Origin of the sequence: Trabulsiella odontotermitis (genome assembly GCF_001297775.1) — a bacterium.
GTDB classification, from domain to species: domain Bacteria; phylum Pseudomonadota; class Gammaproteobacteria; order Enterobacterales; family Enterobacteriaceae; genus Trabulsiella; species Trabulsiella odontotermitis.
The window spans coordinates 185,382-201,474 of the sequence record NZ_LIFX01000002.1 but is presented as its reverse complement, the minus strand read 5'-3'; the positions used below and the strand labels follow the sequence as shown (position 1 = coordinate 201,474).

The following is a 16,093-nucleotide window of genomic DNA, read 5'->3' as shown; positions in this document are numbered from 1 at the left end:
CATCGGTTTGCCCGGTGGCACTTCGCTTACCGGGCCTACGTCAGGCCGTCATTCTGTAGGCCGGGTCAGCATAGCGCCACCCGGCATTTCTGCTTACGCTTGTTTCTTCGCGGCCGCGTTCGGCAAAAAACCTTCCAGCACAATCAGCGCCGCGCCGATACAAATGGCGGTATCGGCGAGGTTAAAGGTCGCAAAGTGCCAGTCGCCGACGTAGAAATCGATCATGTCGACAACAAAGCCGTGCCACAGTCGGTCAAACAGGTTGCCCAGCGCCCCGCCGATAATTAACGCGTAGGCGATGTTATTCAGCTTCTGCGTGGCTTTTGCGCGGTACATCAGTACCGTCAGCACCACGCAAATGCCGATAGCGATACCAGCAAAGAACCAACGCTGCCAGCCGCCGCTGTCGGCGAGGAAGCTGAACGCCGCGCCATAGTTGCGTGCATAGTGCAGATTCAACGACGGAAACAGCGAGACGGTATCCCCCAGCGCAAAATTCTGGAGGATCAGGTACTTGCTGCCTAAATCGATAATCAGCACCGCGACGACCACCCACAGCCAGCGCAGTCCGGTAGAACAGACAGAGTTACTCATCAGGCAAACTTACGTTTTTCACCGTCACCGGCGACGTTGCTGACACAGCGTCCGCAGAGGTCTGCGTGTTCCGCCACCTGACCGACATCGGTGGTGTAATGCCAGCAGCGCGGGCATTTCTCACCTTCGGCTTTGCTCAGGGCGATTTTCAGCCCTTTCAGCAGTTCGCTCTGCTGAGCGTCTGCCGTCGCCCCGGCATAATCCGCAACTTTCGCGCCGGAGGTCAACAGGACAAATCGCAATTCATCACCCAGCGCGGTGAGCTTCGCAGAAAGTTCCGGTTCGGCAAACAGCGTCACCGCCGCTTCCAGAGAACCGCCCACTTTCTTATCAGCACGCGCCTGTTCGATAACCTTGTTCACTTCACCACGGACTTTCAGCAGGTCATCCCAGAAAGCATCGTTCATTGGCTCGGTTGTCGCCAGGCCAAACAGCCCGTCGTACCATTCACCAGTGAACACATACTTCTCACGAGAGCCCGGCAGGTAGCCCCAGATTTCATCAGCGGTGAAGGACATGATCGGCGCCATCCAGCGCACCAGCGCTTCCGCAATATGGAACAACGCGGTCTGGCAGCTGCGACGCGCGACGCTGTCGGCTTTCGCGGTGTACTGTCTGTCTTTGATGATGTCGAGGTAGAACGAGCCCATTTCGATGGAGCAGAAACGCATCAGGCGCTGCACCACTTCGTGGAAATCGTAAGACTCGTACGCTTTCACGATGTCTTCCTGCGCCGCTTTCGCGCAGCCCACCGCCCAGCGATCCAGCACCACCATCTCTTCCGGTTTCACCATGTCTTTTACCGGATCAAACCCGTTCAGGTTCGCCAGCAGGAAACGCGCAGTGTTACGGATACGCCGATAGCTGTCGGCAGCACGCTTGAGGATCTCATCAGAGACCGCCATTTCACCAGTGTAGTCGGTGGACGCCACCCACAGACGCAGAATATCCGCGCCCAGTTTGTTCATCACATCCTGCGGGCTCACGGTGTTGCCGATGGATTTGGACATTTTGCGCCCCTGACCATCGACGGTGAAACCGTGAGTCAGCACCTGGCGATACGGCGCTTTGCCTTTCATCGCCGTGGAGATCATCAGTGAGGACATGAACCAGCCGCGATGCTGGTCAGAACCTTCCAGATACATATCCGCGGCATGACCGGCAAATTCCGGACGCACGTCCACGACGGACGCGTGGGTGGATCCGGAATCGAACCACACATCGAGCGTATCCGGTACTTTTTCGTAAACGTCGGCGTCATCACCCATGATGTCGCGCGGGTCGAGATCCCACCACGCCTGGATACCGTCGACTTCAACACGTTGCGCCACGGCTTCCATCAGTTCCAGCGTGCGCGGGTGCAGTTCCTGCGTTTCTTTATGCACGAACAGCGACATCGGCACGCCCCAGGTACGCTGACGCGAGATACACCAGTCAGGACGGTTGGCAACCATTGATTCGATACGCGCCTGGCCCCAGTCCGGGATCCACTGCACGCCTTTGATTTCCGCCAGCGACTGCGCGCGCAGGCCTTTTTGATCCATGCTCACGAACCACTGCGGGGTGGCACGGAAGATGATCGGCGACTTGTGACGCCAGCAGCACGGGTAGCTGTGCTGAAGTTTTTCCACATGCAGCAGCGCGCCGCTGTTACGCAGAATATCAACGATGATGTCGTTCGCTTTGAAGACGTTGATGCCATCCAGCGCCGGGTAGGTACCTGGCAGGAAGGAACCGTCCGGGCCGACCGGGTTAGCGATTTCCAGACCGTATTTCAGGCTGATGCTGTAGTCGTCCGGACCGTGACCACCAGCGGTATGTACCGCACCGGTACCCGCTTCCAGCGTCACGTGATCGCCGAGGATCGCCGGTACGTCGAAATCGAGGAATGGGTGCTTAAAGCGCATCAGCTCCAGCGCTTCGCCTTTGACAGTACCAAGCACGGTGTAATCGGTGATATTCGCGCGTTTCAGCACGCTTTCCAGCAGATCTTTCGCCAGGATCAGCGCCTGACCTTCAACCTGTACCAGCGCATAGTCAAACTCCGCTGACAGGGAGATCGCGCGGTTTGCCGGTAAGGTCCACGGCGTGGTGGTCCAGATCACCAGAGAGATCGGACCGCTGACGCCAGGCAGACCGAATTTGCCCTTGATGGCGTCCTGATCGACCGCTTCAAACGCCACGTCGATAGACGGAGACGTTTTGTCGTAGTATTCGACTTCCGCTTCTGCCAGCGCAGAACGGCAGTCCACGCACCAGTGCACCGGCTTCGCCCCTTTCAACAGGTGGCCGTTACCGATGATTTTGCCCAGCGCACGGATGATGTTGGCTTCGGTTTTGAAGTTCATCGTCAGGTACGGATGCGACCAGTCGCCCAGCACGCCAAGACGGATAAAGTCTTTGCGCTGGCCATCAACCTGGCCTGCGGCGTATTCACGGCATTTGGCGCGGAACTCAGCGGCGGTGAACTTCTCGCCAGGTTTACCGAATTCCTGCTCGACTTTCAGTTCAATAGGCAGACCGTGGCAGTCCCAGCCAGGCACATACGGCGAGTCATAGCCCGCGAGTCCTTTGGACTTCACGATAATGTCTTTCAGAATCTTGTTGACTGAGTGACCAATATGAATGCTGCCATTCGCATAAGGAGGGCCATCATGCAGAATGAAGGTTTTTTTGCCTTTTTTCGCCGCACGGATGATGCCGTACAGGTCATCATCGGTCCAACGCGCCAGCATTCCCGGTTCGCGCTTGGCGAGATCGCCGCGCATCGGGAACCCTGTTTCCGGCAAATTCAGGGTCGATTTATAGTCACTCATCAGATTCTCGGTTCCGTATTTAAAACTCGTTCAGGCATTACGCCGGGTGGATAGCCCAAAAAAATCACGGGCGGTTAATTCATCACGCGCAATCTGCGCTTTTAGTTCATCCAGCGACGCGAATCGCTGTTCATTGCGTATCTTTTTACGCAGTAATACATCTATATGGCGACCGTAGAGGTCCATTGCAACGTCTAACAGATGTACTTCGAGCTGTTGACGTACGCCAGACACCGTGGGCCGGGTGCCAATATTAGCGACGCCAGGCAGGAGCGTGTTGCCTAATCCTGCGACTTCCACCGCATACACCCCTTTTACCGGGGAGACCTGACGGCGCAGCGGTAAGTTCGCCGTCGGGAAACCGATGGTGCGCCCAAGCTCATCGCCATGCACCACGCGGCCAGAAATAACAAAAGGATGGCCCAGCAATTTCTCTGCCTGGAGCAAATCGTCTTCCGCCAGCGCCTGACGCACCGCGGTACTGCTGATACGCACGCCCCCCTCACAGAAGGTTTGCGTACTGGTGACGCTGAAGCCGAACTCCGCGCCCGCCTTTTGTAATAACACGAAATCCCCCTGGCGACCCGCGCCAAAGCGGAAATCATCGCCTACGGCGAGATACTGTACACCAAGACGTTTTACCAGCAGATCGCTGATAAACGTTTGTGCCGTCAGGGCGGCAAAACGACGGTCGAAGCGAACGCACAACACATAGTCAACGCCGCTTTCGGCCAGATAGCGCAGTTTTTCACGCAGGCGCGTCAGACGCGCGGGGGCTTTTTCCGCCGAAAAAAGCTCAAGCGGCTGCGGTTCAAAAATCATGACCACCACCGGGACGCCACGCTCACGGCCTTCTTCGCGTAAACGTTGCAGCAACGCCTGATGCCCACGATGCACGCCGTCAAAATTACCAATGGTCAGCACACACCCGTGCGGGGCCTGACTCAAATTATGTATGCCGCGTATCAGCTTCATGTCTGGCTCAAAACAGTGAAAATCGTCCGAGTATACCTTGTACAGCAGTCAAGGTTAACCCGCGATTACACTCCGCAACAGAAAGAGATAAGGATTTCATCAACCTTGACGGTTATGGCGAGAAAAACTGCCGTTATGCTGCGATTTTTGTGCCAGAAAAGCTGTATTCGGCAGGCGCAAGCTGTTAGAATCCTGCGCCATCACTACGTAATCAAGTGTCGTCACATTAACGGCGCTTATTTGCACAAATCCATTGACAAAAGAAGGCTAAAAGGGCATATTCCTCGGCCTTTGAATTGTCCATATAGATCATATTTGGGAGTTGGACCTTGGCTAATATCAAATCAGCTAAGAAGCGCGCCGTTCAGTCTGAAAAGGCTCGCAAGCACAACGCTAGCCGTCGCTCTATGATGCGTACTTTCATCAAGAAAGTATACGCAGCTATCGAAGCTGGCGACAAAGCTGCTGCACAGAAAGCATTTAACGAAATGCAACCAATCGTGGACCGTCAGGCTTCTAAAGGTCTGATCCACAAAAACAAAGCGGCTCGTCATAAGGCGAACCTGGTTGCTCAGATCAACAAACTGGCTTAATTGCCTGCGTGTTGTCCGCTTTGTAAAAAAGCCCGCTTAGCGCGGGTTTTTTTATGCCTGTCATTCAGCGTTTCGGCAGCGTAAACAGGGACTTGTAGTCACGATGACAGATGCGCTGCACCGCCGGGTGCTGAATCATCCGCTCAGCAAAAATGGCGTGATACTCTTCCATCACATTGTCCAGGCGCCCCACCTCGACAATGTTTTCATCGGCGTAGAGATCGCTGGCATACAGCGTCGGTGCGACAAAAATAGCATTGTGCGCGGCACCAAAGGCTTTCATCAGCGCGGCATCGTCGAACTCGCCGAGGATCTCCACTTTTAGCCCCTGCGTGTTGATCCAGTTCAGCAACTTGCGGCCCAGCATGGAACGCCGCCCCGGGATCAGCAGGCGCCGCTCTTCGAGGCAGGCCGGAAACGGTTTTTGCGGCGGCGGGCTCATGCTCCAGAAACTGACGCTACACTCGCCGATTTTGACCGAAAACAGCCCTTCCTGCTGCGTGGAGTCGATGGGACAATCGGAGATAATCATGTCCAGCTTGTGCTGGCTGAGTTGCTCCAGCAGCAGCTCGTGCGTGGATTCAAAGCAACGCAGGTGGATCTGTTCATCTTCCACCACGGCGGCATCCAGAATACCGCTCACCAGCCGTTTCGACAGCGCGTCCGCGACGCCGACGTCAAACAACAGATTCGCCTCTTTGCGATAGTTGACGATGTCCAGCATCTCCTGGCTGAGCGTGAACATTTTGTCCGCGTAGCGGAACACCAGTTCCCCCAGTTCGCTCGGCTCAAGCCCCCTGCCCTTGCGTTTGAACAGGCGCCCCTGGAGGCGTTCTTCGAGCGCTTTGATCTGCCCGGTGATGGTTTGCGGTGTCAGGTAAAGGACTTCTGCCGCGCCTACGACAGATCCCTCTTTATAAACGTGCCAGAAATAATAGAGGTGGTTGTAATTGATATGAGACATGCTTTCGCTCCCTGATCAATGTCGTGAAAAGAGCCCCGCAGGGCTCTTTTTCATTCAGGCGGTTCTGACGTCGCCACGCATCTGGAAGCGTAGCAGACAATAACCGACAACAGCCGAGGCAATGGAGCCAATCAAAATGCCCAGTTTCGCCCAGTTAATCAGCGCCGGTGCCACACCGCCAAACGCCAGGCTGGCAATGAAAATCGACATCGTGAAGCCGATTCCGCACAGCACGCCCACCGCCAGGATCTGCCTGCAGGTGGTGCCTTCCGGCAAGTTCGCCCATTTCAGCTTCAGCGCCAGCCAGCAGAATAAACCAATGCCCAGCGGTTTCCCAATAAACAGACCCGCAATAATGCCTAAAGGCAGCAGCGACGTCAGCCCTTCGGGGGTTACGCCGTTGAGAGAAACCCCGGCGTTGGCAAAGGCGAATAACGGCAAAATCAAAAACGCGACCCACGGATGCAGAACGTGCTCAAGCTGCTTCGCCGGTGACTTCCCGGCCTTTTCCTTTAACGGGATCAGGAAACCGACAATCACCCCGGCGAGCGTCGCGTGAACGCCGGATTTCAGCACCGCCGTCCAGAGAATCGCACCTACCAGAATATAGATGCCCGTCCGACGCACGCCGCTCAGGTTCAACGCCACCAGCACCACAATTGCCGCCGCGGCAACGCCCAGTGACAACAGCGACAAATCGTTAGTGTAAAACAGCGCGATAATCACAATCGCCCCAAGATCGTCGATAATCGCCAGCGCCATCAGAAAGATTTTCAGCGCTGACGGCACCCGGCTGCCGAGTAACGCCAGCACACCCAGCGCAAACGCGATATCCGTCGCGGCCGGGATCGCCCAGCCTTCGCGGGCAATCGGGTCCTGCGCATTAAACGTCAGATAGACCAGCGCGGGCATCAGCATGCCGCCCAGCGCGGCAATCACCGGAAACACGGCCTGACGGCGACTGGCGAGCGATCCCTGCAACAGTTCACGCTTGACCTCAAGGCCAATCAGCAGGAAAAACACCGCCATCAGGGCGTCGTTAATCCATAACAACATGTTTTTATTGATTTCCAGCGCGCCCACCCGCAACTGCACGGGGGTTTCCAGAAATGAGTGATAAATACCGCTGGTCACACTGGTGTTCGCCAGCAGCATCGCCAGTACGGCGGCAATAATAAGGACGATGCCGCCGGACGCATCGCTGTTAAAAAAACGATGTAGATATTTCATGCTAAATCCCGATTCACTTCGATAAAACAGAATAATGGAAAGGATACCGGGTTGATTGACTCGAAAAAAGCAGCTTATTTCTGCTTAATAATTCGTAAAAAACGAAAAAAGACGCTCAATGAGCGTCTTTTGCAGGAAGGAATTCGCGAGAGATTAAATCGCCCCTAAATCGTGCCACGGCTGACCTTCGCCGCAATTCAGATCAGGTTCCATACCCTGGCTCCACCACTGAGCCTGATAAGTGCGACCTTTGTAAGTCACGATCTCACCTTCTCTGCCCGCGTCAAAACCGTAGTAGATGGTATTAGCATCCCAGGTATCGCCGACAGATACCGGAGTATCGTCTTCTTCCGGTTCATCATCTACCGGCTCGTCATCAACGGGTTCGTCGTCGACGGGCTCGTCGTCGACGGGTTCGTCATCTACCGGCTCAACATCAATCGGATCTTCATCCGGCACCACCGGTTCTTCAGCAGAAGCGTCATCTTCGTCAGCCGCGTTGATCCCTTCAAAGTAGAACGGCGCCATATCCACCACTTCACTTTCCATTTCATAACCCAGACCTTCACGCGCCGCGTTCAGCAGTACGCCGTTGTCCTGGTCGATAGTCCAGGTAAACAGACCACCGAGGTTACGTTCCGCTGCATATTCGCCTTTCACTTTGACAGAACGCGGGGTATCGAGAGACATGAAGACACCGGTGTTCGGGTTGAACAGGAAGTCAGCATTGGCCACTTTATCGGTATAGACGTTAAAGCCGTTACGACCTTTCTGGTTTTCCAGATCCAGGTAGTTATAGATAGTGTCATACCATTCGGTGCAACCAGACTCGAAGGTACCAATCGTAGTGCCCTGGCCCGGGTTGTAAGTCCCTTTCAGCGGAGAGAAAGAGGTGATCTCTGCGTTGCGGGCATTACGGGTATAACCGGCATAACCGATGTTGATACGATCTGACGGGAAACCTTCGGCGATCAGATAATCAACCACCGCTTCAACACTCCAGCCACCTTCGCTCAGCGGGGTCAGGTTGGTGTGGTGAGTCAGTTCTGCCGCCCACGGCGTACCGAAGAAGTCATAGGTCATGACGTTGATGCCATACAGACCGGCGTCCATCAGCGCTTTCACGTTGGAGTAGCCCAGCACATCAACCACGGCGGAGCTGGCGATAGACACTTTCACATCGCTGCGGCCTGCCGCATTCAGCTGCGTTGTCAGCTCTTTGATGAGCATGGCATAGTTCGCGCCATCTTCAGGGCCATGCGGGTTACCGTTACCAGCGTTGTTCGGGTATTCCCAGTCGATATCCACTTCGCTGAACATCGGGAACTGTTTGAACAGTTTCACGACGCCTGCGGCAAACACTTTACGGGACGCGTCGGTTTTCGCCATTTCGTGGAAACCGTTACTCATGGTCCAGCCGCCGATACTCATGGAGAGTACCAGATCATGCCCCATGGTTTTGGCTTTCGCCTGCAGATCGCGCAGACCGCCCAGCAGACCATGCGTGTTGGATTCAGTCACCGTTTTCGGATCAACATCCCAGCCGCTGTCTTTCAGGTTGCAGTTTACATTGGACTGAAAATCACCCCACGGGTCGAGGAAGGTCGGCTCGTTCGTGACTTTGCCGGTCTGAGAAGCGGCGTTATTGATGGTAGACTGTTTTTCGCCCTGATCGCCAACGATACCCAGGAAACCAAAAATGATTTTGTCATAAGCGGTAGGCGCAACATTCGCCAGATCATAACCGCGACCGCGGCTTTCCGGCGTATCCTGGCCCTGCAGACGACCGTCATACTGAGACCAGTCAGTGTAATAACCAAATACTTTCGGCTTGTTGGCTTTCTTGTAGCGGTTATACACAGGCGTCGCAACGCGAGCGGAAGTATAGCTATATTTTTCAGTTTCAGTAGCAGGGTTAAAACCGTCTACAGCATTACTTTGTTCAGTGTGGCTGTCGCCTTTAATTAATTTAGACATTCTAATTACCTCGTGAATTTTCGTCGAATGTGAACAGCGATGTGCTGTGGACATACACTCCCACGATTTCAGAAATCAGGGTAATCAAGAGTAATAACAATAAAACACAGGCTACCGCGCTGATGAACTCAATTTATATCATTCGATACGATACCTCTAAATAATAGTAGAAATAAGATATAAATCATTCTAAATTTAAAATAAAAAAATCATAAAAAATATAAATATCAATGAGATGGAGTGTTTTTTATATATTATATATTCCATTATTTCAAAAAAAAGACAATGTTGCTCATGAAATAGTCAGAAGAAATCATTGGCTGTGTCATTATTTATCACATCATTTATTGATTAAGGTATTGCTATGAGCCGCTATATACTCAACGAAAATTGTATTTTTAGCGAAGACAGTTTGGAAATTGAAAATCAGGAAAATGCCAAAAAGATAAAAATGACGCCAATGCGTGCACGCTGCCTGAGCTTCTTGATTGAAAAACGTGCAGAAAAAGTGATCGATAAAGGAACCATCACCACTGAACTATGGGGAACTCGCGGTCAGTTTATTACCGATGCCAATCTGACCCAGTTGCTCTATCTGTTGCGTAAAGACCTTCGTGATGTAGGTATCAATGATTTTATTATTACGGTTCCGCGCATGGGTATCCGGGTGAATCAGGAAATACTCATTGCTGCGATTGCAGCGCCACAGTCTCTGGCAAAAGAGAAGAAAATCAAATCAGAGACGGTACTGATTTCCACGTTGCTTTGCCTGCTTTCATTACTGGCAACGGTGGGTTTATTTCAGGCTATTTCAGCGAGTTAATGAATAAAAAAACCCGAAAGGTATATGCCTTTCGGGTTTTATTCGGCATGCTCTGCGTTTAGCGCGTCAAATCATCGAAGAACTTTTTCACGCCATCGAAGAAGCTTTTGGAGCGCGGGCTGTTTTTCTCACCCGTCGGGCCACCAAAGCTTTCCTGCAGATCTTTCAGCAGTTGTTTTTGCTTTTCATTCAGGCCGACCGGGGTTTCCACCACCACGCGACACAGCAGATCACCCTGCGCACCGCCGCGAACGGATTTCACACCTTTACCGCGCATGCGGAACAGTTTGCCGGTCTGCGTTTCATGCGGCACTTTCAGCATCACGCGGCCATCCAGCGTCGGTACTTCGATTTCCCCTCCGAGCGCAGCCATGGCAAAGTTAATCGGCACTTCGCAGTACAGATTGTTGCCTTCACGCTCGAAGATCGGATGCTGTTTTACCTGTACCTGAACGTACAGATCGCCTGCTGGTGCGCCATGCTCACCGGCTTCACCTTCACCGCTCAGGCGGATACGATCGCCGGTGTCCACGCCCGCCGGGATTTTCACCGACAGCGTTTTGGATTTCTCAACGCGACCATGACCGTGGCACTTGGTGCACGGATCTTTGATCAGCGTACCGCGACCCTGACAGTGCGGACAGGTCTGCTGTACCGCAAAGAAGCCCTGGCGCATTTGCACCTGGCCGGAGCCGTGACAGGTCGGACAGGTCTGCGGCTGGGTGCCAGGTTTCGCGCCGTTGCCGTGGCAAACGTCGCACTCTTCCAGCGTCGGGATACGGATCTCTTTCGTGACGCCGCGCACCGCTTCTTCCAGCGTCAGATCCATGTTGTAGCGCAAATCCGCGCCGCGTGCTGCGCGCTGACGGCCACGTCCGCCGCCAAAAATGTCGCCAAACACGTCACCGAAGATGTCACTGAAATCAGCGCCACCGCCAAAACCGCCGCCGAATCCGCCGCCGCCCATACCGCCCTGTTCAAACGCGGCATGGCCGTACTGATCATACGCGGCGCGCTTCTGATCGTCGGTCAGGATCTCGTAAGCTTCCTTGATCTCTTTAAATTTGGCTTCAGCGTCTTTATCACCCTGGTTACGGTCCGGGTGAAATTTCATGGCAAGGCGCTTGTACGCCTTTTTGATTTCACGCTCTTCCGCGGTTTTGGAAACGCCTAAAACCTCGTAGTAGTCTCTTTTAGCCATCTCTTTTCATTGCCCTTAACATGCGAGCACGGGCGGAGAGGAAACCTCTTCGCCCGTGCCAGTCTTTACCCGTTCAAAGGGCGATTATTTTTTGTCTTTCACTTCTTCGAACTCAGCGTCGACAACGTCGTCGTCTTTCGCGTTGTTCTCAGAAGCGTCAGCGCCACCCGCCTGCTGCTGGGCGTGCTGCTGTTGAGCAATTTCCAGCAGTTTCTGGGAAGCCTGCGCCAGTGCCTGCATTTTCGCTTCGATGTCGGCTTTATCTTCACCTTTCAGCGCAGTTTCCAGCGCGGTCAGTGCAGACTCGATAGCGGTTTTATCATCAGCCGGCAGTTTGTCGCCTGCTTCTTCAACCTGCTTACGGGTGCTGTGCAGCAGATGGTCACCCTGGTTGCGGGTCTGAACCAGCTCTTCGAATTTACGGTCAGACTCAGCGTTAGCTTCCGCTTCGCGAACCATTTTTTCGATTTCATCTTCGTTCAGACCAGAAGAAGCCTTAATGGTGATCTTCTGCTCTTTGCCGCTGTTTTTGTCTTTCGCGGAAACGTGCAGGATACCGTCAGCGTCGATGTCAAAGGTGACTTCGATCTGCGGCATGCCGCGCGGCGCCGGGTTAATGCCGTCCAGGTTGAACTGCCCCAGAGACTTGTTATCGCCAGCGCGTTTACGCTCACCCTGCAGCACATGGATGGTCACCGCAGACTGGTTGTCTTCCGCAGTAGAGAACACCTGGCTGTGCTTGGTCGGGATGGTGGTGTTTTTGTTGATGAGCGAGGTCATCACGCCACCCATGGTTTCGATACCCAGCGACAGCGGAGTAACGTCCAGCAGCAGCACGTCTTTTACATCACCGGTCAGTACGCCGCCCTGAACCGCAGCACCGATAGCCACGGCTTCGTCCGGGTTAACGTCTTTACGCGGTTCTTTGCCGAAGAACTCAGCCACTTTCTTCTGCACCATCGGCATACGTGTCTGACCACCGACCAGGATCACGTCCTGCACGTCAGATACGGACAGGCCAGCATCCTGCAGCGCCACTTTCAGCGGCTCGATGGAACGGTTAACCAGGTCTTCCACCAGGCTTTCCAGTTTCGCGCGAGTCACTTTGATGTTCATGTGTTTCGGACCGGTCGCATCTGCAGTGATGTACGGCAGGTTGACGTCGGTCTGTTGAGCGGAAGAAAGCTCGATTTTCGCTTTTTCAGCCGCTTCTTTCAGACGCTGCATCGCCAGCGGATCGTTACGCAGGTCAATGCCCTGATCTTTCTTGAATTCGTCGACCAGATAGTTGATCAGACGGGTATCGAAGTCTTCACCACCAAGGTGGGTATCACCGTTGGTTGCCAGCACTTCGAAGGTTTTTTCGCCATCAACTTCGTCGATTTCGATAATAGAGATATCGAAGGTACCACCACCGAGGTCGTAAACCGCGATAGTGCGGTTGCCAACTTCTTTATCCAGACCGTAAGCCAGTGCGGCGGCGGTCGGTTCGTTGATGATACGTTTGACTTCCAGACCCGCGATACGGCCAGCGTCTTTGGTTGCCTGACGCTGAGCATCGTTAAAGTACGCCGGTACGGTGATAACCGCTTCAGTTACCGGTTCACCCAGGTAATCTTCTGCCGTTTTCTTCATTTTTTTCAGCACTTCAGCAGAAATCTGCGGCGGTGCCATTTTCTGACCTTTCACATCAAGCCATGCGTCGCCGTTGTCGGCGCCGATGATTTTGTACGGCATGATAGAAACGTCACGCTGAACTTCTTCGTCCTGGAAGCGACGGCCAATCAGGCGTTTGATCGCGAACAGCGTATTTTGCGGGTTCGTCACTGCCTGACGTTTAGCCGGCTGACCAACCAGAGTTTCACCATCGTTGGTATAAGCAATGATAGAAGGCGTGGTGCGATCGCCCTCGGCGTTCTCAAGCACACGTGCCGTCGTGCCGTCCATAATCGCTACACAAGAGTTGGTTGTACCCAGGTCGATACCAATAATTTTACCCATCTAAACGTCTCCACTAAAAATTCGTCAACATGTGGTTGTGAACCTGTAATAAGGGCGAAACGTGCGGTTTCAAGCTCCCTGAATCGTTTTTTTTCAGGTTCACCACTGCGGTTGACTACTAGATGGGGTCGCATCGCCGGGCATCAAGGGGTCAGGTGAAAATATTTTAAATTACCCGCAGTGAGATCATGGACACACTTTGTGGGCCTGATTATGATGCCGCGCCCCGCAGCCCGAGGAGTGGCGAGGGGAATTGATATTTCACCATTTTATGATGATTTTTGAGGAATTATGGGCAACACAACGTTGGCTAATCCGGCTCCGCTGGGTCTGATGGGTTTCGGCATGACCACGGTTCTGCTGAACCTGCATAACATCGGTCTTTTCCCGCTTGATGGCATTATCCTGGCAATGGGCATTTTTTACGGCGGTATCGCGCAAATCTTCGCGGGACTGCTGGAGTATAAAAAAGGCAATACCTTTGGCTTAACGGCATTCACGTCTTACGGTTCGTTCTGGCTGACGCTGGTCGCTATCCTGGTGATGCCGAAAATGGGCCTGACCGATGCGGCGAACCCGCATTTCCTCGGCGTTTACCTCGGGCTGTGGGGCGTGTTCACGCTGTTCATGTTCTTTGGAACGCTGACCGGCGCGCGCATGCTGCAGTTCGTTTTCCTGAGCCTGACGGTACTGTTTGCGCTGCTGGCAGTGGGTCATCTGGCAGATAGCGAGAGCATTGTTCACGTTGCCGGTTGGGTGGGTATCGTTTGCGGAGCGAGCGCGATTTATCTGGCGATGGGTGAAGTGCTGAACGCGCAGTACGGCCGCACCGTACTGCCGATTGGTGAGAAACACTAATTAGCCGTTTGTGCCCGGCGGCGCCTCGCTTGCCGGGCCACGCAGACGGTAGTTATCCCGCCGTAACCAGAATCCAATCCCCATTCCCATCAGCGACAACGCCAGCACATACCACGCAGGTGCCAGCGGCGACACGACCATCAGCATGGTGACTGCAATCGGCGTCAGACCGCCAAAAATCGCATACGACACGTTGTAGGAAAACGAGATACCGGTGAAACGCACTTCCGCCGGGAACGACCGCACCATCACATAAGGCACCGATCCCACCACACCCACGCACAGCCCGACCAGGCCATACAGCGGCATCAGCAGTTCAGGATGCGTACCGACCCCGTGATAGAACGCCCCGCTCGCGCCGATCAACAATAATGAGCCGACGATAAGCGTAAGCCCCGAGCCGAAGCGATCCGCGGCGAAGCCCGCGATCAGACAACCGAAACAGAGCATGATGGTGGCAATACTGTTGGCCTGCAGCGTTAATGCCGGGGCAAAACCGTACTGTTTTTGCAGCCACACCGGCGACATTAAAATCACCACTACAATTCCGGCGGACAGCAGCCAGGTAAGCAGCATGGAGATCACCACCGCCTGTCGGTGTTTCGTCACCACCGTTTTCACAGGCATCTCTTCCGCCAGCGCTTTACGTTCCTGCAGTTCGATAAAAATGGGCGTTTCCTGCAACCAGCGGCGCAGATACATCGCCACCAGGCCAAAGGCGCCGCCAAGCAGGAAAGGAATACGCCAGCCGCCGTCGTGAATGGCCTGCTGGGTCATCGAGGTATTGATCAACGTCGCCACGACCGAACCGAGCAGGATCCCCACGGTCAGCCCGGCGGTCAGCGTGCCGCAGGCGATGCCAATGCGGCGCGTCGGCACATGCTCAGCCACAAACACCCACGCACCGGGCACTTCGCCGCCGATAGCCGCACCCTGCAGAATACGCATCAGCAGCAATAATAACGGCGCGACAAGCCCCGCCGTGACATACGTTGGCAGCAGACCAATCGCCAGCGTCGGGATGGCCATCAACAGAATACTGAGCGTGAACATCTTCTTGCGCCCGACCAGATCGCCGAAATGGGCCATGACGATGCCGCCCAACGGCCGGGCCAGGTAACCGGCAGCAAAAATGCCGAAAGTCTGCACCTGACGCAGCCACTCCGGGATATCCGCCGGAAAGAACAGCTCACCGATAACCGCAGCGAAGAAGACGAAAATAATGAAGTCGTAAAACTCCAGCGCACCGCCAAGGGCGGCCAGTGTCAGGGTTTTATAATCCTGTCGATTCAGAGGGCGTGCGTGCAGTGTCATAGCGGACCGTTTGTTCAGCCAGAGTTATCGGTAGTGTAAATGAAATGTTAATATACCGTAACGCTGTTAATGCGCCATGACATGCACAGGTTATGTCACAAAAAACTGGTATTCAGGAGATTGTTTCGCGACGTGCGCTTTTCGGGCGGAAAGCTGCTACCACTTGCGGATCGGTCTCCACGTACGGCCCATCCAGCAGTTGAATGCAATACGGAACGCTGGCAAAAATCCCTGTCACCGCCGCCTTGCCATCCGTTGCTTTCACCCCTTCGAGCGTCTCCTGAATCGACTTCGGCTGCCCGGGCAGATTGAGGATCAGCGCCTGTTTGCGGATCACCCCGACCTGGCGGGAGAGGATCGCCGTCGGCACAAAATGCAGGCTGATCTGGCGCATCTGCTCGCCAAAGCCAGGCATTTCACGATCAGCAACCGCCAGCGTCGCGTCAGGCGTTACGTCACGACGCGCCGGGCCGGTGCCGCCAGTGGTGAGCACCAGATGGCAACCCATTTCATCCACCAGCTCACACAGTGTCTGCTCAATGATGGCCTGCTCGTCAGGAATGAGTCGCGTCTGCACCTCAAACGGCGTCGTCAGCGCGCTTTCCAGCCACGCTTCAAGTGCCGGAATGCCTTTATCCTGATAGACACCGCTGGAGGCGCGGTCAGAAATGGAAACTAAGCCAATGCGTAAGGTGTTCATATGTGTTCCGTTAACAATAAAACCGTTATGCGGAATGATACACGTTG

Annotated in this window: 13 protein-coding genes and 1 pseudogene; 3 read left to right on the top strand and 11 right to left on the bottom strand. The window is 54.3% G+C overall.

Going from position 1 to position 16,093, the window contains the following annotated elements; translation table 11 throughout:
- Positions 1 to 93 precede the first annotated feature (93 nt).
- The 4 genes and pseudogenes from lspA to AOY23_RS22935 all read right to left on the bottom strand — a co-directional run.
- On the bottom strand, positions 94 to 594 hold the full coding sequence (lspA, locus tag AOY23_RS02765) for a signal peptidase II (RefSeq protein WP_038155744.1): 501 nt from the start codon (positions 592 to 594) through the stop codon (positions 94 to 96).
- A complete protein-coding gene (gene ileS / locus AOY23_RS02760; RefSeq protein WP_054178313.1) occupies positions 594 to 3,410 on the bottom strand; it encodes an isoleucine--tRNA ligase in 2,817 nt (938 codons plus the stop codon). The genes lspA and ileS overlap by 1 nt, the downstream gene beginning before the upstream one ends.
- A 30-nt stretch (positions 3,411 to 3,440) precedes the next feature.
- On the bottom strand, positions 3,441 to 4,385 hold the full coding sequence (ribF, locus tag AOY23_RS02755) for a bifunctional riboflavin kinase/FAD synthetase (RefSeq protein ID WP_054178312.1): 945 nt from the start codon (positions 4,383 to 4,385) through the stop codon (positions 3,441 to 3,443).
- A gap of 7 nt (positions 4,386 to 4,392) precedes the next feature.
- Positions 4,393 to 4,596 (bottom strand): annotated as a pseudogene (locus AOY23_RS22935) (DUF2575 domain-containing protein); the annotation flags it as partial.
- A 118-nt stretch (positions 4,597 to 4,714) separates the two neighbouring features.
- Between AOY23_RS22935 and rpsT the strand changes: the two are divergent.
- Positions 4,715 to 4,978: a 30S ribosomal protein S20 gene (rpsT, locus tag AOY23_RS02750; RefSeq protein ID WP_049849781.1), complete on the top strand. Its 264-nt coding sequence runs from the start codon at positions 4,715 to 4,717 to the stop codon at positions 4,976 to 4,978.
- Positions 4,979 to 5,042: 64 nt separating this feature from the next.
- Here the strand turns inward: rpsT and nhaR are convergent, their stop codons facing one another.
- The 3 genes from nhaR to AOY23_RS02735 all read right to left on the bottom strand — a co-directional run bounded on the left by nhaR (position 5,043) and on the right by AOY23_RS02735 (position 9,155).
- Positions 5,043 to 5,942 (bottom strand): transcriptional activator NhaR, encoded by a 900-nt coding sequence (gene nhaR, locus AOY23_RS02745; protein WP_054178311.1) that lies wholly within the window; start codon positions 5,940 to 5,942, stop codon positions 5,043 to 5,045.
- A 54-nt stretch (positions 5,943 to 5,996) separates the two neighbouring features.
- Complete coding sequence (gene nhaA / locus AOY23_RS02740; protein ID WP_054178310.1) at positions 5,997 to 7,172, bottom strand: Na+/H+ antiporter NhaA; 1,176 nt, start codon at positions 7,170 to 7,172, stop codon at positions 5,997 to 5,999.
- A 153-nt stretch (positions 7,173 to 7,325) separates the two neighbouring features.
- A complete protein-coding gene (locus AOY23_RS02735) occupies positions 7,326 to 9,155 on the bottom strand; it encodes a glycoside hydrolase family 18 protein (RefSeq protein ID WP_152958377.1) in 1,830 nt (609 codons plus the stop codon).
- Positions 9,156 to 9,513: 358 nt separating this feature from the next.
- Here AOY23_RS02735 and AOY23_RS02730 point away from each other — a divergent pair, with 358 nt between their 5' ends.
- On the top strand, positions 9,514 to 9,972 hold the full coding sequence (locus AOY23_RS02730; protein WP_054178308.1) for a winged helix-turn-helix domain-containing protein: 459 nt from the start codon (positions 9,514 to 9,516) through the stop codon (positions 9,970 to 9,972).
- 58 nt (positions 9,973 to 10,030) lie between these two features.
- Here the strand turns inward: AOY23_RS02730 and dnaJ are convergent, their stop codons facing one another.
- Both dnaJ and dnaK read right to left on the bottom strand, forming a co-directional pair.
- A complete protein-coding gene (gene dnaJ / locus AOY23_RS02725) occupies positions 10,031 to 11,173 on the bottom strand; it encodes a molecular chaperone DnaJ (RefSeq protein WP_054178307.1) in 1,143 nt (380 codons plus the stop codon).
- Positions 11,174 to 11,257: 84 nt separating this feature from the next.
- Positions 11,258 to 13,174, bottom strand: coding sequence for a molecular chaperone DnaK (dnaK, locus tag AOY23_RS02720; protein ID WP_054178306.1), 1,917 nt, complete (start codon positions 13,172 to 13,174; stop codon positions 11,258 to 11,260).
- 291 nt (positions 13,175 to 13,465) lie between these two features.
- Between dnaK and satP the strand changes: the two genes are divergently transcribed.
- A complete protein-coding gene (satP, locus tag AOY23_RS02715; RefSeq protein WP_054178305.1) occupies positions 13,466 to 14,032 on the top strand; it encodes an acetate uptake transporter in 567 nt (188 codons plus the stop codon).
- Here satP and AOY23_RS02710 read toward each other — a convergent pair whose 3' ends face one another.
- Both AOY23_RS02710 and mog read right to left on the bottom strand, forming a co-directional pair.
- On the bottom strand, positions 14,033 to 15,346 hold the full coding sequence (locus AOY23_RS02710) for an MFS transporter (RefSeq protein WP_054178304.1): 1,314 nt from the start codon (positions 15,344 to 15,346) through the stop codon (positions 14,033 to 14,035). It abuts the gene before it with no gap.
- Between the two features lie 112 nt (positions 15,347 to 15,458).
- The gene (mog, locus tag AOY23_RS02705) at positions 15,459 to 16,046 is read right to left on the bottom strand and encodes a molybdopterin adenylyltransferase (RefSeq protein ID WP_054178303.1); all 588 of its coding nucleotides are present in this window, start codon (positions 16,044 to 16,046) and stop codon (positions 15,459 to 15,461) included.
- Positions 16,047 to 16,093 lie beyond the last annotated feature (47 nt).